The sequence below is a fragment of the Burkholderia cepacia genome (assembly GCF_001039005.1).
In the GTDB taxonomy this organism is placed as follows: Bacteria; Pseudomonadota; Gammaproteobacteria; order Burkholderiales; family Burkholderiaceae; genus Burkholderia; species Burkholderia theae.
In genome coordinates, this window is the sequence record NZ_LDWR01000024.1 from 85,361 (window position 1) to 108,040 (window position 22,680).

33 protein-coding genes, 2 tRNA genes and 1 pseudogene are annotated in these 22,680 nt (G+C 62.1%); 13 read left to right on the forward strand and 23 right to left on the reverse strand.

The annotated features are described in order from the left end of the window. Positions 1–1,042: 1,042 nt before the first annotated feature. Positions 1,043–1,465: a hypothetical protein gene (locus VL15_RS15185; protein WP_230684459.1), complete on the forward strand. Its 423-nt coding sequence runs from the start codon at positions 1,043–1,045 to the stop codon at positions 1,463–1,465. A 193-nt stretch (positions 1,466–1,658) separates the two neighbouring features. Here VL15_RS15185 and VL15_RS15190 read toward each other — a convergent pair whose 3' ends face one another. The 15 genes from VL15_RS15190 to VL15_RS15245 form a co-directional block, all read right to left on the reverse strand. Continuing rightward, entirely contained in the window at positions 1,659–1,871 is a 213-nt protein-coding gene (locus VL15_RS15190) for a hypothetical protein (RefSeq protein WP_048246442.1), read from the reverse strand. Positions 1,872–2,116: 245 nt separating this feature from the next. Next, positions 2,117–2,320 (reverse strand): DUF3717 domain-containing protein, encoded by a 204-nt coding sequence (locus VL15_RS15195; RefSeq protein WP_419188669.1) that lies wholly within the window; start codon positions 2,318–2,320, stop codon positions 2,117–2,119. A 61-nt stretch (positions 2,321–2,381) separates the two neighbouring features. Then, positions 2,382–2,660 (reverse strand): hypothetical protein, encoded by a 279-nt coding sequence (locus VL15_RS40125; RefSeq protein WP_080970841.1) that lies wholly within the window; start codon positions 2,658–2,660, stop codon positions 2,382–2,384. 56 nt (positions 2,661–2,716) lie between these two features. Next, positions 2,717–2,977 carry a hypothetical protein gene (locus tag VL15_RS15200; RefSeq protein WP_048246444.1) on the reverse strand — a complete coding sequence of 87 codons (261 nt, stop codon included), beginning with the start codon at positions 2,975–2,977 and terminating at the stop codon, positions 2,717–2,719. A gap of 93 nt (positions 2,978–3,070) precedes the next feature. After that, positions 3,071–3,346 (reverse strand): hypothetical protein, encoded by a 276-nt coding sequence (locus VL15_RS15205; protein WP_048246445.1) that lies wholly within the window; start codon positions 3,344–3,346, stop codon positions 3,071–3,073. A gap of 48 nt (positions 3,347–3,394) precedes the next feature. Further along, positions 3,395–3,688 carry a hypothetical protein gene (locus VL15_RS40130; RefSeq protein ID WP_230684460.1) on the reverse strand — a complete coding sequence of 98 codons (294 nt, stop codon included), beginning with the start codon at positions 3,686–3,688 and terminating at the stop codon, positions 3,395–3,397. Positions 3,689–4,301: 613 nt separating this feature from the next. Further along, entirely contained in the window at positions 4,302–6,491 is a 2,190-nt protein-coding gene (locus VL15_RS15210) for a ParB/RepB/Spo0J family partition protein (protein ID WP_063778209.1), read from the reverse strand. A gap of 705 nt (positions 6,492–7,196) precedes the next feature. Beyond that, complete coding sequence (locus VL15_RS15215) at positions 7,197–7,385, reverse strand: DUF6900 domain-containing protein (protein WP_048246446.1); 189 nt, start codon at positions 7,383–7,385, stop codon at positions 7,197–7,199. 52 nt (positions 7,386–7,437) lie between these two features. Further along, complete coding sequence (locus tag VL15_RS42710; RefSeq protein ID WP_196319591.1) at positions 7,438–7,605, reverse strand: hypothetical protein; 168 nt, start codon at positions 7,603–7,605, stop codon at positions 7,438–7,440. Positions 7,606–7,654: 49 nt separating this feature from the next. Beyond that, the gene (locus VL15_RS15220) at positions 7,655–8,161 is read right to left on the reverse strand and encodes a hypothetical protein (RefSeq protein ID WP_048246447.1); all 507 of its coding nucleotides are present in this window, start codon (positions 8,159–8,161) and stop codon (positions 7,655–7,657) included. 23 nt (positions 8,162–8,184) lie between these two features. Next, positions 8,185–8,841: a DNA methyltransferase gene (locus tag VL15_RS15225; protein WP_048246486.1), complete on the reverse strand. Its 657-nt coding sequence runs from the start codon at positions 8,839–8,841 to the stop codon at positions 8,185–8,187. Between the two features lie 500 nt (positions 8,842–9,341). Continuing rightward, positions 9,342–9,809 carry a DUF6884 domain-containing protein gene (locus VL15_RS15230; protein WP_230684461.1) on the reverse strand — a complete coding sequence of 156 codons (468 nt, stop codon included), beginning with the start codon at positions 9,807–9,809 and terminating at the stop codon, positions 9,342–9,344. An 11-nt stretch (positions 9,810–9,820) separates the two neighbouring features. Then, the gene (locus VL15_RS15235) at positions 9,821–11,614 is read right to left on the reverse strand and encodes a phosphoadenosine phosphosulfate reductase family protein (protein ID WP_048246448.1); all 1,794 of its coding nucleotides are present in this window, start codon (positions 11,612–11,614) and stop codon (positions 9,821–9,823) included. Between the two features lie 18 nt (positions 11,615–11,632). After that, positions 11,633–12,298: an LPD29 domain-containing protein gene (locus VL15_RS15240; protein WP_048246449.1), complete on the reverse strand. Its 666-nt coding sequence runs from the start codon at positions 12,296–12,298 to the stop codon at positions 11,633–11,635. Between the two features lie 72 nt (positions 12,299–12,370). Beyond that, positions 12,371–13,198 carry a DUF932 domain-containing protein gene (locus VL15_RS15245; protein ID WP_048246450.1) on the reverse strand — a complete coding sequence of 276 codons (828 nt, stop codon included), beginning with the start codon at positions 13,196–13,198 and terminating at the stop codon, positions 12,371–12,373. 616 nt (positions 13,199–13,814) lie between these two features. On the opposite strand from VL15_RS15245, the gene VL15_RS15250 reads away from it, so the two are divergent. Next, positions 13,815–14,279 (forward strand): hypothetical protein, encoded by a 465-nt coding sequence (locus VL15_RS15250; protein ID WP_048246451.1) that lies wholly within the window; start codon positions 13,815–13,817, stop codon positions 14,277–14,279. A gap of 38 nt (positions 14,280–14,317) precedes the next feature. Here VL15_RS15250 and VL15_RS15255 read toward each other — a convergent pair whose 3' ends face one another. Further along, the gene (locus tag VL15_RS15255; protein ID WP_048246452.1) at positions 14,318–14,581 is read right to left on the reverse strand and encodes a hypothetical protein; all 264 of its coding nucleotides are present in this window, start codon (positions 14,579–14,581) and stop codon (positions 14,318–14,320) included. A gap of 422 nt (positions 14,582–15,003) precedes the next feature. On the opposite strand from VL15_RS15255, the gene VL15_RS15260 reads away from it, so the two are divergent. Further along, the gene (locus VL15_RS15260) at positions 15,004–15,276 is read left to right on the forward strand and encodes a hypothetical protein (protein WP_048246453.1); all 273 of its coding nucleotides are present in this window, start codon (positions 15,004–15,006) and stop codon (positions 15,274–15,276) included. A gap of 39 nt (positions 15,277–15,315) precedes the next feature. Here VL15_RS15260 and VL15_RS42005 read toward each other — a convergent pair whose 3' ends face one another. The 5 genes from VL15_RS42005 to VL15_RS15280 all read right to left on the reverse strand — a co-directional run bounded on the left by VL15_RS42005 (position 15,316) and on the right by VL15_RS15280 (position 16,830). Beyond that, on the reverse strand, positions 15,316–15,570 hold the full coding sequence (locus VL15_RS42005; protein WP_155420227.1) for an energy transducer TonB family protein: 255 nt from the start codon (positions 15,568–15,570) through the stop codon (positions 15,316–15,318). A gap of 15 nt (positions 15,571–15,585) precedes the next feature. Then, positions 15,586–15,662 (reverse strand) — tRNA-Ile (locus tag VL15_RS15265). An 8-nt stretch (positions 15,663–15,670) separates the two neighbouring features. Beyond that, positions 15,671–15,747 (reverse strand) — tRNA-Pro (locus tag VL15_RS15270). 19 nt (positions 15,748–15,766) lie between these two features. Beyond that, positions 15,767–16,069: an H-NS family nucleoid-associated regulatory protein gene (locus VL15_RS15275; protein WP_048246454.1), complete on the reverse strand. Its 303-nt coding sequence runs from the start codon at positions 16,067–16,069 to the stop codon at positions 15,767–15,769. A gap of 440 nt (positions 16,070–16,509) precedes the next feature. Beyond that, positions 16,510–16,830, reverse strand: a complete 321-nt coding sequence (locus VL15_RS15280; RefSeq protein ID WP_048246455.1) for an H-NS family nucleoid-associated regulatory protein — start codon at positions 16,828–16,830, stop codon at positions 16,510–16,512. Positions 16,831–17,068: 238 nt separating this feature from the next. Between VL15_RS15280 and VL15_RS15285 the strand changes: the two genes are divergently transcribed. The 9 genes from VL15_RS15285 (at position 17,069) to VL15_RS15315 (ending at position 20,755) form a co-directional block, all read left to right on the forward strand. Then, on the forward strand, positions 17,069–17,767 hold the full coding sequence (locus tag VL15_RS15285; RefSeq protein WP_048246456.1) for a tyrosine-type recombinase/integrase: 699 nt from the start codon (positions 17,069–17,071) through the stop codon (positions 17,765–17,767). A 57-nt stretch (positions 17,768–17,824) separates the two neighbouring features. Next, positions 17,825–18,058 carry a hypothetical protein gene (locus tag VL15_RS15290; protein WP_048246457.1) on the forward strand — a complete coding sequence of 78 codons (234 nt, stop codon included), beginning with the start codon at positions 17,825–17,827 and terminating at the stop codon, positions 18,056–18,058. Positions 18,059–18,113: 55 nt separating this feature from the next. Then, positions 18,114–18,914 carry a Fic family protein gene (locus VL15_RS15295; protein ID WP_048246458.1) on the forward strand — a complete coding sequence of 267 codons (801 nt, stop codon included), beginning with the start codon at positions 18,114–18,116 and terminating at the stop codon, positions 18,912–18,914. A 13-nt stretch (positions 18,915–18,927) separates the two neighbouring features. Then, positions 18,928–19,107 carry a hypothetical protein gene (locus tag VL15_RS42010; RefSeq protein WP_155420228.1) on the forward strand — a complete coding sequence of 60 codons (180 nt, stop codon included), beginning with the start codon at positions 18,928–18,930 and terminating at the stop codon, positions 19,105–19,107. A 6-nt stretch (positions 19,108–19,113) separates the two neighbouring features. Continuing rightward, a complete protein-coding gene (locus VL15_RS15300) occupies positions 19,114–19,374 on the forward strand; it encodes a hypothetical protein (protein ID WP_048246459.1) in 261 nt (86 codons plus the stop codon). A gap of 17 nt (positions 19,375–19,391) precedes the next feature. Continuing rightward, positions 19,392–19,796 (forward strand): DUF6283 family protein, encoded by a 405-nt coding sequence (locus VL15_RS43810; protein ID WP_419188671.1) that lies wholly within the window; start codon positions 19,392–19,394, stop codon positions 19,794–19,796. After that, positions 19,768–20,010: a hypothetical protein gene (locus VL15_RS15305; protein ID WP_053077654.1), complete on the forward strand. Its 243-nt coding sequence runs from the start codon at positions 19,768–19,770 to the stop codon at positions 20,008–20,010. The genes VL15_RS43810 and VL15_RS15305 overlap by 29 nt, the downstream gene beginning before the upstream one ends. A gap of 35 nt (positions 20,011–20,045) precedes the next feature. Beyond that, entirely contained in the window at positions 20,046–20,267 is a 222-nt protein-coding gene (locus VL15_RS15310; protein ID WP_048246460.1) for a hypothetical protein, read from the forward strand. 62 nt (positions 20,268–20,329) lie between these two features. After that, entirely contained in the window at positions 20,330–20,755 is a 426-nt protein-coding gene (locus VL15_RS15315) for a hypothetical protein (RefSeq protein ID WP_048246461.1), read from the forward strand. A 528-nt stretch (positions 20,756–21,283) separates the two neighbouring features. Here the strand turns inward: VL15_RS15315 and VL15_RS42015 are convergent. Beyond that, positions 21,284–22,006, reverse strand: coding sequence for a hypothetical protein (locus VL15_RS42015; protein WP_155420229.1), 723 nt, complete (start codon positions 22,004–22,006; stop codon positions 21,284–21,286). 85 nt (positions 22,007–22,091) lie between these two features. Further along, entirely contained in the window at positions 22,092–22,397 is a 306-nt protein-coding gene (locus VL15_RS42715) for a hypothetical protein (protein WP_196319593.1), read from the reverse strand. Between VL15_RS42715 and VL15_RS40145 the strand changes: the two are divergent. Then, positions 22,335–22,665: pseudogene (locus VL15_RS40145) on the forward strand (transposase); the annotation flags it as partial. The gene VL15_RS42715 and the pseudogene VL15_RS40145 sit on opposite strands and share 63 nt — an antisense overlap. Positions 22,666–22,680 lie beyond the last annotated feature (15 nt).

Consider the following 22,680-nt stretch of genomic DNA (forward strand, 5'->3'; position numbering starts at 1 on the left):
CGCACCCGCAACGAAGTTGCGTGGTGTGTGACCGTCTGGTCGGGGGGTGGGGCTTGCCCCACGGGTCGCCCCCCGGACGGACGGTATCTGGATGGTGCAGACCGGCCACGTCCGGACGGAACCGGTTTTTCAGCAGGCGTCGCGATCAGCATCGCAGCCAGCAGAAGCGAGGATTTCGTCTCGGTTGAGGCGTTCGCCTGGTCGAGGCGCAGACGCGATTCTCAGAATTTCCACCGCGTGAGGGACGGAGGAGAAGAGCAGAAAACGTAGGCGAACGTCGATCCGTTCAGCACAGGGGAAAAACGGAAAATGGAGGTCGAACGGAGACAGGGAGCGGACAGGGAGAAATTCGGAGCGACGAGGGTGGTTATGCCACGCAGGTTATCCACATATCCACGGGTCCAGACCGACGCCGCGATGGCTCTGCATCGCAAGAGCGTTGGCCGCGCGCCGTTATCCACAACGTTGTTTGTTGTGGATAACGGATGAAGCGCGGGGACCGGTGGGAATGTGGGTAACCTGCCCCCGCGCGCGGATTTCGGGGAACGGACTGTCGGTGTTGAGGCAGGAAGAACGAGAACCAGCGACCGAAGCGGAAAGCTGTGAGGGATTTGGCACAATGGGGCGGCAGGGCGCCGTGGGAACGGTGGCGAGGCGCAGGGTGTGGCGGTCACGACGAACGCGACGGCGGCGATCGTCGTGCGTGAGATGCGCAATGCTCGCATTGCGCCCTGGATAGCAGTTCTGCGCGAGCTGGTAGCCGCGACACTTCGCGGGTGCCGGCTCGCGCAGCCGCTGCGGGACAGGCGCGGTGGCGGAGCGAACGCGGAAGGGGTGGCTGGTACGGCGGACGCGACGGTGGCGGACGCCCGGCATGAACAGCGCAATGCTTGCATTGCGCTCTGGATGGAAGTTCCGCGCGTGCCGGTGGCCGCGACGTTTCGCGGGCGCCGGCACGCGCGGCGGCTGCGGGAGAATCGCGGAAGCTCTTCCGGGACGCCGAGTGCGACGGGGACGCCGGGCGCGATGGCTTTCGAGTGCCGTGCTGCGCGCTTACGAGGGCGGGAAAAGCAAAACGGAGCGCGGGAAGAAGCCGGCAGATTCCGTTAAACTCCGTCGCAAGGGGGAGGGGCAGGATGGAGAACTGAAGACGATGTCGACAGAATCGGGAAAAACGGTGCGCAAGACGCGATCGATCGAAGACGAGATCGCGCGAACGGCGGCGAAGCTGAAGCGGCTCCAGGAGGAGCAGCGCGAGAAGATCCGGAAGGATCGAGAACGAAACCAGAAAGAGGTGCTCGATCTGCTGCGTGCGGAGGGACTTGACGCCGTTCCGGCGGAGCAGTGGAAGGCGCGACTGGATGCGGTAAAAGTGGCGCTCGCGGTATCCGGCGAGACGGTCCCGGAAGACAAAGGCGCGCCGGCGGCACCGGGTGCTGCAGTGGCCGAAGGCGCGTCGGTTTGATCGTTGGGGCAATCCGGCGAAGCGCGCGGTCTGCGCTGAGCGGGATTGCCCCGATGCATTTGCGCTCCGCGCAAACTGGACAATGCTGTGGTCGCGGGCTGGCGGGTGGTCGCGGCGCAGCGGCAAGCACCCGCCAGCCCGCGACGCCGCGTAAAATCCACGCAGCGTCGCGCACACGGCGCGGGTTCAGCGTTCACGCCACGCGCTCGACCTCGACAACGTTCGAACCGAAGCGCAAGCGCGCGCGGGTCCAAGCCTCATCCGAATTGCTTGCATCGATAATCTCAACGTCGAACCCGGTTTCCGTCTTGTAGGTGATCGCCCATTGCGCCTGCATGTCATGCCCCATTGAAATGGCGCGCCGTCGCGGGCACGAGCCCATGTCGTCGCGGTTCAGCGCGTCCAAAGCCGACTGCAGCGTTCTACTCTCGCGCGGCCGCTTCAAACGGTTGCTCGCAAGCCACACACTTCCCGCTATTTGAGGCCATCAGTTCGGACACACTTTCTATGTTGTAGAACACGCCGCAATGCCGGCATTTTCCGGCACCAGCCCGCAATGCAGAACCCGTGAGGGCATCAACAAGTTGGGCCTCGTCGTCGATCGCACGAAAGTTAATCATTGATTGTTCTCCTGTTCGCCAAAGCAACGCCCTACGCAAACGCGCCATCGAAAGCGGCGCGCTGCGCGGTCGAGAGTTGCGCGGCGTCGATCTGCGTTTCGCGCTTAAAAATCATCAGCGCGTACGGTTCGGCTAAAATTCGCGCTTCGCGGCACAGAATCGGATCGCCGTCGGCGGCAGGCTGGCGCGCACGCCAGATATTGATCGCGCGTTCGAGTTGCTCGATGCGCAGCATGATCGTTGTGTTCATCGCTCGTTCTCCATGCGAGTCGCCGGGGTCCGGCGACCATGTGATTTCACCCGTGAATCGGGCAGGGGTCGCCCCGTGCGGCAATGCAGTTGGGACAGTTTTCGAGTTCTTCGGAGAATGCCGCGTCTGCATTACCTTGCTTCCATGCATTGGCAAGTGCAGGCTCGTCTGCGAACATGATTGGCACTTCGAAGCCGCGCCGGTAATCAGCACGCCCCATGCCCTCGGCATCCCACATGACTTCTTCAATGTCAGTATTGTCCGGATCAACGATTACGGCTATCCGGGCCAGGGCAAACGAAACACGAATATCAAGGCCACGCATGATAGGGCTCCCTATCTAGCAATGTAGGAAGCGCGTCACTACGGACGCGCATAGAATTAGTGAATGATTCCGAGCGCATCACGCATCGTGCGCTGCGCCATCGCGATGCCACGCTTTTCGCCGCTACGTTCGCCGCGCTCAAAAACGCCGATTGCGATGTTGATCTGCTCGGCGTTCCAATCGCCCGGCAGCGAAAACAACCTGTCACCTTCGTTGGTGTAGACGACGATTTGGGGGCTGAATCCGTCCCGATTCGTCATCGCGAAATAGTCATCCTTGATACCGTCGATCATCAGTTCTTCAGTGTTGTAGTTCATGGTGATTCTCCGGGTTATTGCCAGACCGGCGGCTATGCGCCGAACGTCAGGCGATACAGCTTGATACGCTGCGCACGGTGTCCAGCCATTACCTCAACGTGCGCCGGTTAAAAGTGCTTGATCGCGTTCTTCAACGAACTTCCATGCAAGCATCCACGCGTCCCATTCCGTTCGCGCGTCGGGAATCGACAGCTTCATTCCGGCAAACGGCGAGGGCGAATAGACCCTCACGGCCCACAGATCAATCCCGGTGTCCGACAACGGCTCGCCGTCGTCGTCGGTGAGGAGCACGTTGGGGATCAGGCACACATCGAAACCGAGGTTGATCAACCGGTCTCGCATTTCGACAAACGAAGGCGTTGCGTTCATGGTTTTCTCCCTTGTTCGATGTGGTGCGGACTGCCGTTGTTGAATGGGTTATTGCCAAACCGGTGACCACGCACCGGAAGTGAGGCGAAACAGGGTGATGCGCTTCACGCAACCGCCTGCGCTCGCTTCCAGCCGCACGGCGCGCGCGTCGTCATCGGGACGGGTCCAGCGGTGCAGGACACGAATCGGGGCGTCAGTCGTGCAGCCGAGCCAATGCGCCGCGATCAGACGAAGCCGGTTCGAACGACGCGCGAAATCTGCCTTTTGGTGGGCCTCGGGGGGTGCGGGGGGAACGCCCGCGTTGTTGGTGTGGCTGGATGGGTTGGGGGTGTTTGCGCTCATGGTTCCGTCCTTTCGTGTCGGGTTGTGGATCTGCCTTCCGGAGCCGCCTCGACGCGTTTTTAGCGGGGTGGGTCAGGGGTTCAAGGGAACCGTGGAATACCGGAGCGCGCGAAGCGCGTGAGGATATGCCGCGAAAGTCCCTTGAACCCCTGACCCATTCCGCTATGCGTCGAAAAGAGGCGGGCCGGAAGGCAGATCCACGCGCTTAACCCGATACGAAAGGATGGAGCGCAAACACGGCTTTCCCCGACCCGTCCGGCCACACGACGCGGGGCCGCGCGCGGCTCCGCGTCCCGTCGCCCGGCAACGCCGGGCGCTAGACCTGCAGTCCGCCCGCGCGTAGCGGGCGCGTATCCCGCGAGCAAGCGAAGCGCGCAGCGCCGGCACGGCGCGGAGACGTCAGGGATTGAAGCCCGTCAGGGGCGAGACTCGCGCAGCGAGGCTCGACGCGTAGCGCGAAAGCCCGGCCCGGAGCGAAGCGGAGGGAGACGCCCAATCGGCAGAAGGGGCGCGCTCACGAGAAGGCAAAAGGGACGGTGAGTCTTTACGGGAAGAATGGTGAGGATTTGCAGGAGTCCCGCCGCAGAGACATCGAGCGGAACTCCTGCATCAATCACGCCTCGGCTTGCTCGGCTTGCTCGGCTTGCTCGGCTTGCTCGGCTTGCTCGGCTTGCTCGGTCTGCTCGGTCTGCTCGGTCTGCTCGGTCTGCTCGGTCTGCTCGACAGGCGCAGCGTCGGCTGCGTCGGACTGGTCGTCGTCATCCGGATCTTGCTCAGGGTTGTCGTCCTGCCCCCGGCGCAACTGCCAGAGGGTGTCCGTGCGGACTTCCGCGTGCGCCAGATGCTCGGGAAGCCAACCGGTCCCGGCCGTGAGACGTTCGGCTTCGGCGGCGGCATCGGCCTTCTTGAGCTTGGCGAGGCGCATGCCCTCTGCGGGAGAAACGGCGGCAGCCACCACGTCGGCAATACGTGCCTTCGACACGTGATCGAAGTAGCTCGCACGCGTCGGCTTCCACTCGTCGGCCATGTTCAGGCCGAGCGCAGGAATCAGTCTGTTGATCGCGTGCGGCTGCTCGTCAATGGTGACGCTGTCGAGGCTCGCAGCGACGTACTGCGCCAGAATGAGCATGAGCCGCTCGTCGGTCTGCTCGACGCACCAGTCGAACAGTGCCGCGCTGTCATCGGGAATGATCCCGGCCCACGCTGACCGTTGCTCGCCATGGAGGCGATATGCGAGATCGTCGGCCAGTTCGGAAGCGCCGCGCTCGACGGTACCGGTCTTGTCGTGCCACTGAATGGAGACGGCGCTGGTGGCGGAACCCGCCGCGTACTCGGAGACGAGGAAGCGATGGACAAGCGCGGCGAGGGCGACGTGCGGCCGGCGTGCAAGCGCCATGCCGATGGCGGCGGTACGCCGCGCGTTCAGTCGCTGCGTAAGCGCACCGGAATGCGGGCCTTTTTCCATCGGCGCGGGCGCTGGCGCGGGACCGCGCGCCGTTGCGCCGTCGCCGGAGTCGTCCGAGTCGTCGCCCGGGTCATCGCCGGAGTGGCTGGCCACTGCACTGGTCGCCTCCTGCTTCTTGACCCAGCCACGCAAGACGGTGAGGATTCCGCCCTGCTCGATGGTCACTATTGCACCGGCACCGGCCATCTGGAGCGGGGTGTAGACGGCCAGCGACTCCTCGATTTCGGCATAGCGAAGCGACAGGGCGGTTTCCTCGTCACAGAGACGCTCGTAGGCTTCTTCATCAATGTCGTCTGCGTTCTGCTCGTCGGTGATCGCGGCGGTGCGCGCGTCAATCGCGTCCAGTTCCTTTTGTTGCTCGTCGTTCGGCAGCACGTCCGTGGGAGCGATCTTCGCGAAGCGGGACCGAACGTTGTAATCGAGGGGGAGCATGGGTTCGACCCACTCCCACCCCTCATTGAGCACCTCGGCTGCAACCACGCCAAGCTGCTCTAAGGCGACGCGCTCCATCAGCGCCTGATCGGCATACCACGCGGTGCCGTTGTCCGAGAACAGATCGCGGCGCACCGCACCGCCAGCGGCCTCGAATGCGTCGATGCCGACATAGAGGGCAACGCGGCTGTTCAGGAAGTCGCGCTCACCCGCGACCAGTTTTCGACGAATCGCCGGAGCGTGGCGGTCGTGGGGCTGCGCATCGAACCATGCGCGCTCCTGCTCGTCGTGGCTATCGGACAGTGCGAGGGCCATCATTTGGTCTGCGCCGATCTCGTCGTCGCGGAACAGGTCCACCAGCTTGGGCGAGACGCGGGCAAGCTTCAAACGACGTTGCACTGTCTGCACGCTGACACCGTAAATTTCCGCGACGTCGGCCACGGTGCGGCCCGCGTCAACGAGCACACGATAGGCGTCGCAGGCGTCCGCCGGATGCATCGGCTCGCGCATTTCGTTTTCGACCGCCGACATCAGCACCGCGTCCTCCACAGAGACGATGAGACAGCGCACCGGATAGTCGGCCGGGATGTAGTCGTGTTCCATCAGGTAGACCAGCGCGAGGCGGCGGCGCTCGCCCGCCGCGACGCCATACGTCTGCGCCTTCTTGGGGCCAACCTTCATCGCGTGCGCGACAAGGTTTTGCAGCAGGCCACCGGTGTGCCAGATATTCAGGGCGAGTTCCTTGATGCCCGTGCGCGGCACGCGCCGCACGTTGTAGGGTGACGCGACGAGCCGTTTGAGTGGAATGTCTCGCACGTCGTCTGCCTGGCGGTGAGCCTCGGGGGGTGCGGGAGGAACGCCCGCGTCGTGGGCGAGGGCCGGGATTTCGGTGGTCACTGCGTTCATATAGCCTCCATTGCGTCGGGGTGAAAAATTGCTGCCATTGGGAGCCGCCTCGACGCATGGGAAGCGCTCGCGGGGAGGCGTTGCAGGGGCGCGGGCAAGGCCGCAGCGGTGCGAACCCGCAGGGGCGCACCGACCGGGCGCAGCACGCGGCGTAGCGCACCCTTGCAACGACGGGACGCAGCGCTATGCGTCGGGATGAGGCGGCCCCGATGGCAGTCGATTCGCCGACGGGTGGAGGTGGAACGCAGGGACGGCTACCGAGATCCGGACGTCGCCGGCGCGGGGCCGCTCGCGCGGCCCGAGCGCGAACTCCGCGCACGCTCGCGTGCGCGGGTGGCGGGGCGGCTAGCGCCGGGGCCGGACGCCAGCGGCGGCCGAGCCCCAGGAGCGGACAGGCCGTGTGTTCGGCGCGCGGACGCGAGCGGCTTGCGTGCCTGGCGTAGCCGGGCGGGCAAGGTGCCGCGCGCCGGCTGGCGAAGAGGAACGGTGTAAGGTCGCCTCGAGGCGCCAGGGCGCGCGATCGCCGCCCGCGCCGGCCGCTCGATGCGGCCGGGGTGGGCACGCCAGGACTGGGTGGAACGTAGCGTGGTACAGCCCCAGGCGACCGTGTTCCAGCGGCCGTCCGGCCCCGCGGGGCCGGGCGAGTCGTGGAACAGGTCGCGCGGCAATTGCCGCCGGCGCCAGGGGGCCGCCAGCGGCCGCGCGTCAGTTCGACTTGTTCAGCTTCTCGTGCCGGACGCCGACATCGAATGCGGCCGCGAGCGCGTCGCGGATGCACCAGACCGCGCAATCGTGAAAGTCCAGCCGGTCGCTATGGCGTGTTTCGAGCGTGTCGATACGCAGATGGATGCGTGCGATCGCGAAAAGCAACATTTCGATTTCGTTTTTCGTCATGGCTGTCTCGTGGATGGCCGGCCACCGGCAAAGCCGGCGCCGGCGGGTGCATTTATCGCCGCGCGCACTGGCCGGCCTGGAACGCTTCCAGCATCGCGTAACGCAGCGACGTCGGCAGGATTTCAATTTCCGTGTCGGATTCCCATACACACGAGATCTCCGGGCCGAAGGCGTTTGCTGCGATCGCGGACAAGATCGCGTCGATCAAATATCGGGGCATACTGTTCTCCAGGTGTGCCGGCCGCGGCGAGCGGCCGGCGCTCGTGTCGTCAAGAAAGCTGCACTGCGCCGTTGTGTTCAGCCAGGCAGAACGCGAAATACCAATTTCGGTAGAGCTCCGCGAACAGGTGATCGTGTTCGGCGTCGACGGCCCCAATGAACCGGCTGAAATCGTCGGCAAGCTTCGCGCAGGCCCGCGGCCCGATCGTTCCCGACGTGATCGAGAAATCGATCAGTTCCTTGAACGGGCCGGACGCTTCCGCGATCGCGCCGTTCGTATGGCAGATCCGCGAGGCTCCGATGGAAATGGCCGGGTAGTTGGCGATCTCGGCCAGGCGCTCGCGGAAAATGTCGTGCATGACGTAGGTGCCAGCGCCGAATTCGAACGAATTCCGGTACCGATAGATGCAGGCCATGTCCAGGTCGCTGGCGCGGCGCGGGAACCGCGGCGCCGCGTCGAGGCGGACACAAAACACGTCGACGGGGTCACCGTTGTCGTTCGTGCGGGGATGGTCGAGCTGCTCAAGACCGGAATAGGCTGAAACGATCAGTCGCATGGTGAATTTCCTCTGTTCGGGACTTAGGCGGCGGCCGCCAATGCGGCGCCGGCGACAGGCGCCGACAGTCGGGACTTGGCGGCCGCGTAGTAGGTCGCGTCCAGTTCGATGCCGATATAGCGCCGGCCGAGTTCGCGGGCGGCAACGCACGTCGAGCCGGACCCGGCGAACGGATCCAGTACGACGTCGCCGGGCTGCGTAAAAGCGGAAATGAGTGTGCGCAGCGCGGAGACTGGTTTTTCGGTCGGGTGGTGCCGGTTGCCGCTGTACTGGAACGGCATCACGTCGGAAATGGGGTTTTCCGGGGCCGCGGGGCGGCCCTTGGCCAGCACATACGCGGACTCGTGCTGATACCGCACAAGGCCGGCTTTCGACGCGTAGTTCTTGGTAAAAACGATGTGGCCGCATACGCGAAAGCCGGCGGCCTTCCAGGCGTCGAAAAACAGATCGACCTTGTTCCAGCCGTAGAACGAAATGCATACCGCGTCGCGCTTCAGCACGCGGAACATTTCCGCGAACGCCGGCGCCAGCCAGTCGCCGTTGACGTCGTTCGCGATCGAGCGGCCGCTCCGATCGCGGAAATTGACGAGATAGGGCGGGTCCGTGACGATGCAGTCGACGGATTCAGGGGCGAGTTTGGGCATGGCGACCAGGCAGTCGCCGTTGTACAAATAGCTCACGGTCAGCTCCATAGAGTTGAGATGTGGGCAGCCGGAGCGATGCGGCTCGCAAACCGTGCTACCCGGAGCTGGCGAGCGCCCGCGGGAGAATGGGGGGCAAGGGGACCGTGGAATACCGGAGTGCGCGAAGCGCGCGAGGATATGCCGCGAAAGCCCCTTGCAGGAGCAGGGCGCCGTGCGACACTCGTCGCGCGCGGCGCAATGGTCCGTCCGCCAGGCTACGGCGGGCGAACGTGGGCTCCGGGTTCAAAGGTCGACTGCGGGAGGGAAGCGAGGGGTTCAGCTAGCGCGTGGGCGCCGGGCGCGCGAGCGGCGTTGCGTCACGGACATGAGCGCCACGGCGGTCGCAGATCGCCGGGCGCGATCGCGATTTCCGTGTCGCGGCCGCGCAGCGGCCGCCGCGCGAGTTTGGGAACCGTGGAGATGATTCGGCCACCCGATCCTGCGACCGAGGTGCGGCAGCTGCCGCGCCTCGAGGCGCTCGACGTCAATGGAGCGGCCTAGCTCTGATCGCCTCGTAGAAACGCCCCGAGCTGCTGGCGCTGATAGCCGATGCCGCCTGTCGTTTCCCGCACGAGCACTCCATCCGATACCTGCCCGAGCTCGACCTGCCGCGCAAACGCTGCCTTCATCACGCGGCGATAGTTTCGACCGCCGGCAAACAAGACACGACGAGCAGTCGCTGGCCAGGCGTTCGGCATGAAGCGATCGAGCTCGTTGAGCATAGCCTCGGCGCGGGCCGGCGTCATGCACTGGTCGTACGGCTCGATGACCAGGCCCGGCTCGATAAAGCCATACAGCGCGGACAGGATCATCACGGCGGGCGCCGTCTGACATTGCACGTTCGCGCGGTACGTTCCGTACATCACGCCGCGATACAGATCGATCGCCGGCATGGGGCTCGGAAGCTTCGTTGCCGAGCACGCCATGACGACCAACACCGTCGCCTGCTGATTCACGGGAGTCATCTGCGTCTCCGTCATACCTCGAACCCGAAGGAAGTCTGTGCACCATCCGTCGTAGCCTTATGCCCCCAAGCCTGTCGCGCATCGCCGGGCAGCTCGCTAAAGCGCACACCGCGTGCAACGAGTTGCTCAACGTCGTGCCCGAGATTCAGGCCGAGCCGGTCTTTGAAGTCGGTGCGACGGGCGACTTCGTCGTGCTTCAGCTGCTGCTTATGGGAGAGTGTGAGCGCGCCGTAGTTCAGATACCACCGATAGCCGGTCGTGATACCGCCAGGATGGAAGCCGCGGTCGTGCATTGCGGCCAACCGATCCGCCTCGAACTGGAGGGTCATCGCGGCCGACTCGACGTCGACGTCGAAGCGCGGGCCGGTGCGGACGCTCCACGTGCTCTTTCCATCACCCAGATCCAGAATTGTCGGTGCGCACGGGGAGCGCTCGGTCAGCGCCTCCATCAGGGGATCTCGAAACCCTGTCCACTGATCCGCCGTATCGTCCCACTCGTTGCCGACGTGCAGGAAGAGCGGCTCCGGCATCGGCGCCGGCGACATCGGTGCGATCTCCGGCACGCGATAGCTCACGCCACGCTGGCAGATGTCACGGTAATCTGCCCAAATCGCGAACGGCGCGGCGAGCCCCTGCAGGGACTGCATCGCGTCAACGGCGATCATCATCGGCAGCGGCAACGTCTGGAATTTCGGCTGCGTCCCGGCGCGTCGGGCCCGGATGCGCTCGTCGCGGTCGATCGTCAGCATGTACCGAACGAGTTCCCGCACGGTCGCCGCACCGAACGTGTCCGGCTCCAGGCAGACGTAGCCCGCGCGGATGGTTCGGCCAACCCAATTGCGGCGCGACCAGTCGTAACGGATCGCCCTGATAAACCGGTTCAGCTGCTGCAGGCCGAGCGCATAGGCATACCGGTCTTGGTCGAAGCGGATCATCTCGGCAAGCGAGCGATCGTCAGCTTGCTGGCACGTCCAGCAGCCGGTGCGCGCATCGCAATGGCCGCGGCGCACGCGCGTGCCTGCGGACGCCTCCTCGAACGTGAGATCCGAGACGATCGCGCAGCTACTGTTTCCGGCGTGCGCATAGATCCGCTTCGTCTCGTCGAAGTCCGTGTAGCTGCTGCGCAGCCCGGACGCCACCTCTCCGATAAATTCCCAGACATCTTCTGTCGACCAGCCGGCGATCGGGCAGAGCGTGTACTCGCCGTCGCTGTTACGAACCGGCGTATCCGCGCGATCGCCGCGCGCGGTCATCTTCGCCTTGCGACGCTCACTTTCGGCGAGACGTGTGCCGAGCAAGACAACGGGCTCGGCATAGCCGGCCTTCCGTGCCTCGCGATACAACTGATTGCGACCCACACGGCTCGGCTCGATCTTCAACGAGACCGAGCAGTCCGAGTTCGTGCCGGCGTAGCTCGGCAGGGCGCGGCCAGTCAGGATCGACAGCTGCCAGGACGTGGCGAGCGACGGTGCGACAACCCGCACGCGAACCTTGATGCCGTGCTCGCGACCGAAGGTTTCCATCTTCGCGAGCTCGCGATGCGCGTGCTCAACCATCTCGGGCGATTCGACGAGCGTGTCGGCCGTGACCACGCAAACGAGCGGTCGACCGCCAGCTGCAGCATGCTGGCGGGCCGCCTCGAGCGCAAGGCTCGTCACGACACCACTGTCCTTGCCCGCGCTGAACTGACAGATCACCATCCGGTTGGCGACGAAAAGCGCTCCGATTGCTTCGATCGCGCGCCCGACGCGATGGTCAAGCGTGGGGCGCACTTCGGCGTGCAGGAACATTTCGACCGTTTGCATAGCGCTCGACATCCGCGGTTAGTGGGTGTCGCGTCGCACAAACAGGCGTGCGCCCGTGATCGACCGGGGAAACCCGTGCGCGTCCGTGGTTTCCGCGAGCATCGCGTCGACGTCCATCTGAACGTTGGATCCCGATCGACGGCTGCCGGTCCGGTGCACGCCGAAGATCTCGAGCAGTTGCAGCCGGCCCGCGCGGTATCCGTCAACCGTCATCGCCGCTCGGACGTCAGGTGCCAGATAATCTGCGTACCGCACCGCGAGGCGCTCCATTGCGCGTTCGATCGCGCCATCGCTGAACTGTCTCGACAGGATGACCCGGTCTGCAGCCAGGTGAACCGTCAGCCGGCCCGCCGACGTCAGCATGAAGTGCTCGACGCGCTTCACCTTCCCGCCATCGACCACGCGTGTGGCCTGCAGCGGCAACACGAGCCGAGCCACCTGCAGGTCGCGCGGGCCGTCCGTCCAATCGACCGTCAGGTGCGAGCCGCTTCCATTCTTCGTGATGGCGATCGCAAACGACGTTGTGGGAAATGCTTCATGGAGAATCGTCTGCATCAGCTGCACGGTCTCGATCAGGTTGAGCGTGTCAGCGATGACCGTCGCTGGCGTCGCGACGCATGAGTTGGCGCGCGAGCTCACGGGTTCGGCAGAGCGGGAGAGATTGTTTTCGGTGGTAAGCATCATGATCGACCTCGATAGAAATGGAACACGACAACGTCCGGATGGGCGCCGGCGGAGCCCGCCGGCGCAATTGGCTTAGCCCTTCAACTTGCGCATCTCTTCAGCGAGCACCCACATGGCGCGATTGAGGCGGAGATCCTGGTCGATGCCGGCGACCTCGCGCGTGCGAGTGCGGCGGCCGGCGGCCGACCGACCACGCAGCCCGCCCTTGATCACGTTCTCCTGCACACGCTGGAACGTGGTCCAGAGGTCCGGGCGCGTGTCTTCGGTACGACGCGCACGGAGCAGCTGGTCTTCGGTAATCGACGCGGCCGCTTCGGCCACGTCGTACCGGAGCGCCAGCACGGAGCGCGCGAAGGCCTGCTGTTCGCCTTCGTCGAGCTGCACTGCCGCCATCTCGTCTTTGCATTCGCGGATCAGATCGAATCCGTCGAGCACCTCGTGCGCGCCATTTACGACGTGATCCACGACGTTGCCCTTGTGCGGCACACGGATGTCGTGCGTCGTGTCGCCGAACACGAGCCCGTTCTGGCAAACAAAGCGGAAGTAGCCGGCCAGCATCTGATAACTGCTGGAACCGTCGTGGCTGTTGAGGAGGATGATTTCGGGCGTTTCCGGGGACGCGACCTGCGACGCGTGGCGCAGGCGCAGCATGTGCTTCGTATGCTCGCGCTTCGCGTCGACGCGTACCCGGGTTTGGCAGACCATGAAGGGCTGGAACCCTTCATCGCGCAACTTTGTCAGGATCTCGATCGTGGGGATGTACGTGTAACGATCCGATCGGGAGTCGTGCTTGTCGGCGGCGAAGATCGACGGCGCTACTTGTCGAATCTGATCGTCAGCAAGCGGCGTGCTCGAGCGAAGGATCGGGGCCTTGCGGCCGAACGTGGTTGCGAGTTGCATGGCTTTCTCCGTTGAAAATTCAGATGCGAGGCAGATGGAATTCGCCGGTGTCCATCAACACCAGACGACGTGGTCGTAGCCGACGGTGCGTCGGTAGTAGTTGCGTCCATCCCATGGCGTGTACGTGTATTCCATGTATGCACACTGAAGGACTACTATCCAATGGTGCAGGCGGTTCGTTTCCATCGAGACCTCCGTTCGAAGTTGGTTTGCATTGCAGGCCGATGCGGAGCGCAACCCGAAGGGTGAGCACCGAACGGGTGCCGCGGCCGGCGAAGCGCACCCTTGAATGCGAACGACGGTGGGCTACGGGTATGCGGATAGTTGAGACAGCACCGGCTCGCCGCGCGGCGAGCGCCCAATCGGGGCGGAGCCCCGGCTGTATAGGGGGTATCGGGTTTGCGTCAGGGATTGAAGCCCGAAGGGGGCGAGACTCGCGCAGCGAGGCTCGACGCGCAGCGCGAAAGCCCGGCCCGGAGCGAAGCGGAGGGAGACGCCCAAGGTCTGCCGGAAACCCCGGACGAATCCGTTTGGACGGCGAGCTCAGAGGCTATCGGTAGTCGCCACGCGGTTGCGCTATCCTCTCGCGTGATCGTGTGAAATCAGAGACGAACCGATGCTCATTCGAGAACAGGGAAACCTCATCAAGGTGTTGCGCGTCGAGCCTCCCAAGCAGCCTCCGACCAGGGGGCGCCGGCGCGAACACGTGCTCGGCACGTTTCGCGCCGACGAACCGATACCGCCTGCGCTGCTCGACGCGTTGACCCGCGACGAGCGCAAGGCGCTCGCGCGCTGGCTTGCGGTCTATCGAGAAAGCCAGGCGCGCACGCATGCCCGCCCGGTGCTGGCCGCCGCCCCCGTGCAACTCGAGTCGCTCGTCAGTGCGCTCGAAGCGGCGGCCGACACGCTGTCGGCCGCCGACGCGGATCAAATGTGGGTGCAGCTGCAGGCGATCGCGCGAACATTGAGGCGCGCCGGCCATCCGCGGCCGCGCGCAGCGCGGCGGCCGCCGGCGGCGTTGCCCGGACAGCAGGATATCTTCGGCGACCTCAACGAGCTCGAGCAGCCAGCCAAGCAGTAATACGAGAGATCGCCATGTCGAACAGACGCGCACCGTCATCACGACGACACCAGCCTTCCGCGCACGCGAAGCTCGCCCGAACACTGTTGCTGCCGATGCCACGACAGAAAGCAGAAGAGCTCGCGCTGCAGTATCACGCGGCGTTTCAGGCGCTGCGCATGCGCCGCGGTTCGGCACACGGGCTGGCTGTGCTGCTCCAGTTGGTTGTGCTCTCCGGTTTCGTCGACGAAGCCCGCAAACACGAGTTGCGCGTCGAGGTCCTGGTAGCCACGGAGGGTGGCATCAACGACGCGCTCGAACACGGCAAGGCCAGCGGCGAGTGGACGCTGGCCCCCCCAGACGGACGAGCTCGTCGCGGCGCTGATAGCGTGGCACGACGATCAGCTGCGCACGGCGCCGCTGGCGGTGTTCTCCGAGGCTCTCGAGCGGCTCGAGCGGATGCGCGATGGCCGGTCGTACGAGCGGCCGCCGGCGCGGCGCGGAGGCGCCGGATCCCGGCTGGGTTGATTCAATTGATGCAAGAGTCAGCCGGATCTTGCGTACAGCCCGCACCCCTGATATATATACAGTGCCTGCGGTGACAACGGCCGCCGGACAGCGCGGAGAGCGGAATGGACAAGCCGATTCGAGTGGTCAACGTTCGCGAACGCGAACCGTTCGCGGAACCGATGTGCGGGTTCGCGAGCCGGCGCGCGAACCTGGTCGGCACACCACGGGGTCGAGCATGATCGCCGCGCCGATGCTCGAGCAGCGCGACACGATGGGTGCGCTCGACTGGACCGTGGTCAGCGATTACGGCTATTCGCATCGCAGTGGCTGGACGATCGGTGTCTGCCGCGTGCGCGACAAGTGGGTCGTCGAGCTGTGGGATGGAGCGTCTCTGTATGCCAACGTCGAGTCGCCGGTCGCGGCCGCCCGGCTTCATCGCGAGCTGGTCGCCGAATCCGCCTCAAGCGCACCTGGAGGTCTCGGCGAACAGCACGAGATGTCGAGCTGATCAGGCGATGCGCTCGGCGCACCGGCCGAGGCCGGCACTTCAATCCCCGTCGTATGTGAGATCGTGCCAGCGTTGCGAGGTACCGCCACCTGACCCGAGCTGGCCAAGCGGAAATCGCTTGACGGCTATCGCATGCAGCGCGCATTCGTCGCGCGCGGGATCGCCGCAACTGCGCCGCACTTTCAGATCGCGAACGCGACCTTCGTCGGCGAGCCAAACACGCACGAGGACGTTCCGGCGGGTCTCACCCGATCGCGGGACTGCTCGAGGCAACATGCGATCGATCAGCGACATAGACGTCCTCTTCACTGGTGGGCCTGGCTGGACTTGAACCAGCGACCAATCGATTATGAGTCGACTGCTCTGACCGGCTGAGCTACAGGCCCGAGTACCATGGTCGGAGTGGCAGGATTTGAACCCGCGACCCTCTGGTCCCAAACCAGACGCGCTACCGGACTGCGCTACACTCCGAGCGGCAATTCTCGCCGTGTTATTCCGCGTCCGGAATCAGAAACCGATCACGGTTCTTCGCACCCGCAATCCATTGCGGTGCCTTGCCACGTCCGCTCCAGGTCGCGCCGGATTTCGGATCGCGATACTTCGGCGCGACCGGCGCACGCGTGCTCGACGCAGCAGCGCGCTGGCGTCCGAAGAGTTGGTCGGGCGTGATGCCGTATTCAGCGATCTGCTCACGAATGACGGTGATGATACTGTCCAGCTCGGCAAGCCGCGCTTCTTCGGCTTGCTGTGCCAGTGCATCTGCTTGCGCTTTCAGTTGTCGATAGGTAGCCATGAATGTGAAAGGTCGTCCTTTTCGAGGTAGCTCTGGAAAGAGAATATGCCTGAGTCGAAAGCGTGAATTCTTCGGCTGAGCGTCCCCATTATATCGGCGCGGTAGGTCGGGTTCAATATCTCACTCGACACCGCCTACCGGCATCTCACTGGAAAACGCCGCATCGACCGCCTTCGGAATCTTGATGTCGCTGGATGCTGCACGCGCGAAGTACAGGCGTCGGAACGTCTCGATGTCCATGTCGACGCCATAGAGCCGGACGTACTCCCGGTAGTTGGCTTGGATCTAGGCTGAATAGCACATCGTCGTTCCCGGTGAGCTACGGCACTGAGACAGAGTACAGCAAGTAGCGGCGCGGCAAGAACGCTGAGGGCCGCACAGTTCAACGGGTCCGCAAGAAACGCGGACAGATGCGGCGTTCGAAATGCGTACACGGCAGTTTACTCGCCGGGCCACCACGCTTTCGCGGCCCGGTCAACAAGGTAGTCCTCGAGATTCTTGCCTTCAAGCCATTTCGGACGGGGCCCGAATCCCGACCATTCTTTGCCAGATGACGGATCGTAGTACTTCGCAGCAGCTCGGCGCTTGCGCGGCTTGCGGAAACCGGCAGCCGACAAAAGCTCATCTTCAGAGATGCCGTACAGCGCAACTTGGTCGCGAATTGCGTCCAAAGCGGCACGCTTCTCCTTACGCTTTGCGTCAGCGAGGTGGTCGTTCAATTCACGCAATTGAACCTGAAGGGCCTCGATATCAGTCAACATATTCGTTCGGGAGTCTGTTGGAAATTCGCAGGATGGTAGCCGAGAATGCCACGTCACTGAAACGCTGGCTAGAAATGAGGGCGGCACTTTGCGGATTTGGCGTTCAGTCGGAAAGGGCTGGCGAGGGGCTCTGCCGGCTTTTTCCGAGGATCGGCGCGCGTTACCCTGAAAAGGAGCGCCCTGTCGTTTCTCTCTCGTAACAGGCTCGAAGTCGAGCATATTCCGAGATGGAGAAACGATGGAACCGAAGCGTGCAAAGACCTTTACCCCTTCACAGATCCGGCACCTCTTGCGCGTCACTGACACGACGAGCCGACACCCTGAGCGCGACACGCTCGTGGTGTTGCTCGGATTCACATGCGGCATGCGTGTGTCCGAAATCGCCCAACTCGAGGTGGCCGACGTGCTGCTGCCATCCGGCCGTCTCCGGGGGGAAGTGAGCCTTCGAGGCGCGATTACCAAGGGCTCGAAGGCCCGTTGTGTCTATCTGAGTCATCCCAAAACCGTCGCCGCCCTGGAGCAGTACGTCGAATGGCGCTGGAAGCACGGCAAGGTGACGGCGCTCGATCGGAGCAAGTGGCAGGGACTTATGCCTAACGTGCCGCTCATCTTGACGCACAAGGGCACACGCTACGAACTGAGCGTGAAGCGTCGAGTCAACTACGACGGCGAAACGGTCGAATATCTCGCGGCAGACAGCCTTCAGAACTATGTAACCGAGCTGTACCGCGCCGCTGGTTTCGGTCAGGGATTTTCAAGCCACTCAGGTCGCCGGACCTTCGCGAGTCGCCTTATTGCACAGGGCCACTCAATCGAAACGGTGCAGTTACTTCTCGGTCATGTCCATCTTGATCATGTGGCCCCATATCTCGAGATATCGAAGAAGGCGAGGCGCGAGGCGATCGCCGATCTCGGTGGGGTTTTCGCCGATGCTTGATTGTCATCCCCGTTGGGGATATAAATCTGGAAGTGACTTTGACCGTTAAATTGACGCATGACAACGAAGGAAGATCTCGCAGCACTTCCCCAGCAGGAACTGCTGCGTGTAGCGATGGATCGGCTGGGTATGACGCGAGCGGAATTTGCCGCGCGCTTGTGCATTGCCGTACGAACGCTGGACAAGTGGCTTCTGCCAGCAGACTCACCAGACTCGCGCAGCATGCCCGACATGGGCCGAGCATACGTGCTGGAAATCCTGCAATGGCAGAAAATGCGGAAACCCGCTTGACCATCCCCATTGGGGATATATACTGGCGAATAGTGAATCTCGCCTTGAGAAGCAAATGTCGAATCAAACTTCCGAGATGCTGTATACGATCGATGCCGATAAGGCGACACTCGACGCCGCGCGCCCGCTGCCGCAACACACGGTTGCCTCGCTGCGCGAAAAGTTGTTGCTTGAGTGGACGTATCACTCGAACGCGATCGAGGGCAACACGCTGACGCTGCGAGAAACCAAGGTGGTGCTCGAAGGCATTACGGTCGGCGGAAAATCCCTTCGCGAGCACTTCGAGGCGACAAACCATCGTGACGCGATCGTCTATGTCGAGGACATCGTGGCGAAAGCGGAAGCACTGTCGGAATGGCAGATTCGCAACATCCACAGTCTCGTGTTGAAAGGCATCGATGCTGAAGAGGCGGGCCGGTATCGCTGCGAAAATGTGGTGATCGCGGGCGCTAGTACGACCCCGCCGGATTTCATGCATCTGCCTGCTGAAATGGCCTCGCTGATCGACTGGTATGAGGCGGCTGGGGACATGCATCCTGTCGAGCGGGCGGCGGAACTGCACACGCGATTCGTGAAGATCCATCCGTTCATCGATGGCAACGGGCGGACGGGGCGGCTGCTGCTCAACTTTGAGTTGATGAAGGCGGGCTATCCGCCGGCGATCATCCGCAAAGAGGATCGACTTGCCTACTACGACTCGCTCGACAAAGCCTGCCTCAGCGACGATTACGACGACATCACGCGCTTGGTCGCCGAATCAGTGCAGTGCTCGCTCGACACGTATCTCGACGTGCTCGGGCTGCGTCATGCACCCGCACCGGATACGGCTCCGCCGTCGCCGGGTTTTCGGACGTAATTTAGGGAAATATATGTTCACAAGAGCCAAGGCAGAACTTAAAGAACTCGTAACGCTCGTGGCGGAGATCGAGCGCTACGACGCGACGCTGGCCGCAAAGCGCGACATCATTCCGACCGAGGAGTCGCGACAAGAGCGACGTCGCAAGGAGATGCGAAAACTCGAACTGCTCGACAAGTACGAACTGGTCTAAGAAGAGATGGAACAGCTTTACAGCATCGACGTCTCGGCGGTCGGCGACACCGTGTGGGTGACGGGGCACGACGGCTCCTGTGTAGGGCGATTCAGTAAGCGCTTTGGTGTCGACGTGCATCGGACTGTTACCGAGCAGTTGGCCGGCGCGGACCAGTGCCTGCACTGCACACACGAGGCCGCTGGCACGGAGGAATGGCGTGTTTTCCGCAAAGCTGTCCTGATGCACCATGGGATCGATGTACCGGTTGACACGATCCGATTTTGAGCAAGGAAACTGGTGTGGTGACTTCCTGTGACTTGAGCAAACTGAGTGAACCCTGCCCCTCGTGCCCATGGCGTCTAGACGCCACTGCCGGTGACATTCCGAATTTCGATCTCGCTCTCGCCGAGAAATTGGCGGCCACGTGTCCTGACCGACGAGGCATGGGGCCAGATTTCGGAGCGAGCATCTTCGCGTGCCATCGGTCGAGAGAAGGAGCAGAGTTCGCGTGCGCAGGGTGGCTCGCCACGGTCGGGCATCGTCACCCCAACGTGCGGTTGGCGATCACGACCGGGCGGCTTGATCCTGTAGCGCTCACGCCTGGCAATAACTGGCCCGCGCTGCACGGCGATTATGGGCAGGTGCTTGAGAAGCTGCGTGGAACGTGCGCGGAGGACGATGAGAGCCGCGGACCTGACGGAGTATGAGCGCAAAATTCTCACCGTGCCCGATACGCAGGGCGGCGTTACGATAGGTGACGTTGCCCATCAGATGATGGCGATGTCGACGGGCAACCACCGGATGCATGCTGGCGCTATCCGGTGGTGGTTTGTCCAACTCGAGCGGCCCGGCCTGGTCAAGCGGCTCGATGAAGAAAAGCCGGTTTGCTGGATCAAAATCGACCAACCCACAAATAACTGAGAACGTTGGCCACACCGGCACGGAAGAAAACGAAGATGAGCGAGATTCTTACCGAAGTGGAACGCAATGCGATCCTCGCCGTCGCGCGGGTCGATAAGACGTACCTGCCCAAGGCGCGTGAGGCCTTCGATCGGGTGGCTCCGCGGCATGGCGTCGAATCGTGCATCGAGCTGCAATTCATGGCTGAAGTGCTCGCGCCGGTGCCAGATTTGATGTTGCGCTCACAATATCGCGCGGCAGTGCTCAAGCAGTCTTGAACGGAAAAGCATTTGGTACGCGACCGCCTCGTCCCGAGTTATATAAAACAAAGAACTGCTCCATGGAAGACCTAAAATTCATCGAACAGATCTGCTCTAATATCCGCGATGTTTTCTCGCGCGTGCTCGATGTGAGCAATATAGCGAGCACCGCAGGGACGTGCCTATATGCTTCGATCCTTCTGCAACAGTCGTTGGATCAGTTCGGTCGGTGTGAATCCGTTGTGCGCGGAGGTGATGGAGCAAACGATGGTGGCGCTCAAGATCCGCAGCTTCGTTGGCATGGTCATTACTGGGTCGAAGGTGTTACTGACAGCGGCACTGCGTTTCTCGCGGACATCACAGGCGATCAGTTTGGTTGGCCTGCTGTCGTCGTACTGCCGCTGGCTGAGGCGCGATCCCGCTACCAGCCCGGGGACGATGACGTGGTAGGAGCTGCGGTCGAGGCCGAGATCGATCGTATGTTGAAGAGCGCCTTCACCGAGTAAGAAACGGTTTCAAAAAGGCCAAGTGGGGCTGTTAACTTTCGCGGCGAGCTGTTAACCTCAGGCATCGGAACAACCGAGACCGAGGAGATGGCCAAGCCGATCATCGACGATGAATTGTGGACACTGATCGAGCCGTTACTGCCGCCACCCAAGCCGGGGTCCCCTTGATTTCGGTGCAGTTTGCTGGCGTAGGGCGATCTAGCTGCGACAAGGGTTAGCGCTCCGCCCCCAAAACAATAATCAATAAAATCAGCCACTTCCTGACTGGTCTTTCCGCTCTTCCTCAACACCTCTGCGGCGATAATCAAATTATTAAACTTCTTGCTGTACGTGGAATCAGGGCAGGACTAATGCAACGCGCTGAAAGTGTACAATCCCCTGCCTACCGCATTGATCTCAAACGACTCGCTCCGAACGCTTGAGCGACGGACAGCGTTACGCATAAGCCGATGGCTATGGGTGCCGCGACGAGGAGTACTTCTTCCTCAAAATCCGCGCCGCGCTTCCCGGAATTTCGCGATCAATCAATTAAAATTGATTGGCGACCATCGCATATTCAGATGCTTGCGTAGTTTTAGCCGATTCAACAATGGCAGAGCTTTCCGGCGTCGCAGCTGCGATCGATTGAATCAGCAATGGATTGACACTCCCTGTTTCAAGGGTCGACTCATTTGCGAAAATTCCCCAGTATCCATTGAGATTCTCTCTCATCGAATCCGGCACTTCAAGCGCGGCGCTCACCTCGTCAATCAATTCATTGAATTCAATTTGACTCCCAACAAATACAGATGGGTAATTTTTTAGTGCCTCGGCGTAAAATGCGAACCTTTCTTGCTCCTCATGATGCGGAACAATAATTTGCTTCCATGTTGGCTCAATAATGATATCGCTCTTGAGATCTCTAATAAAATAATGGGTCTCGCCATTGTGATTCTCATTGACGCGAGAGAACTCGTATTGAGATATTCCATATTTTTCTATTTGATTCATGATTGCGTCGCAGGCCTCTCCGCAGAATCCGCGCCGAAATTCATGAATGGCATTGATTTCTGATTCATCGCACTGAATTCCGAAATCCTCATTCGCGCGAATAATTCCGCTAATATGATATTTAACGTCCGAGTCAAGGCAACTGGAAAGAGCCTTTCTTTCGGCCAGATTCGTCAGGACAGAAAATTTAGGGGCGGAGAAAGTTTCGTGAGCTGGCTCGAATGTATTGCGGGAAATCGGTAGGTTTTGATTTACTTTCATTTTCGCTCCATTGATTGAGTTTGCGAGATGGGTGTTATTGGTTAGTGGCTTGTTGTCCAGGTACTTTATTGCGTGTAGTAATTTTTCATTGATGTTCGATGTGCAACAGAATTTCGGATGCAAGCATAAAGGGAAAATGTTTGCGGGGGATTTCAAAACCGTTACACATTATTTGCTTTAAAAGATTGTGAGTTTTAATTTCCATTGCAAAATCCCTGTCGTCATGGCTGACGTGAATCCGACTGCCCCACTGCGAAAGCCATAAATATACAGGTGAGCCAATCATCAATGGGCTGGATTGAGCGCCAGCCTTTGTGGCGATTCCTATCGTGTCGCACAGGGGCGTCAGGGCCAGCCCAGCGCGGTGATTCTCGATGGTCGGACGCTGCAATCGACTTGCGAGAGCGGTCCGTGCGCGGGATACGACGGCGACAAACGCAAAGCGGCAGCAAAGTTCACATGACCGTCGACCCGGTGGGCCATTTGCTGGCGGCGCGTATCACGCCGGCCAACGAGCAGGAGCGCGCTCAGGTACACCATGCCACTGGGCCGACGGTGAAACTCGCCTTTCCCAACCAGGGCTACCGGCGAGGGCGCGGCGCTGGGTGTTGGAACATAGTTTCGGCTGGGCCAACCGCTTTCGCAGGCCCGCACGCGATTACGGAGACACTCGC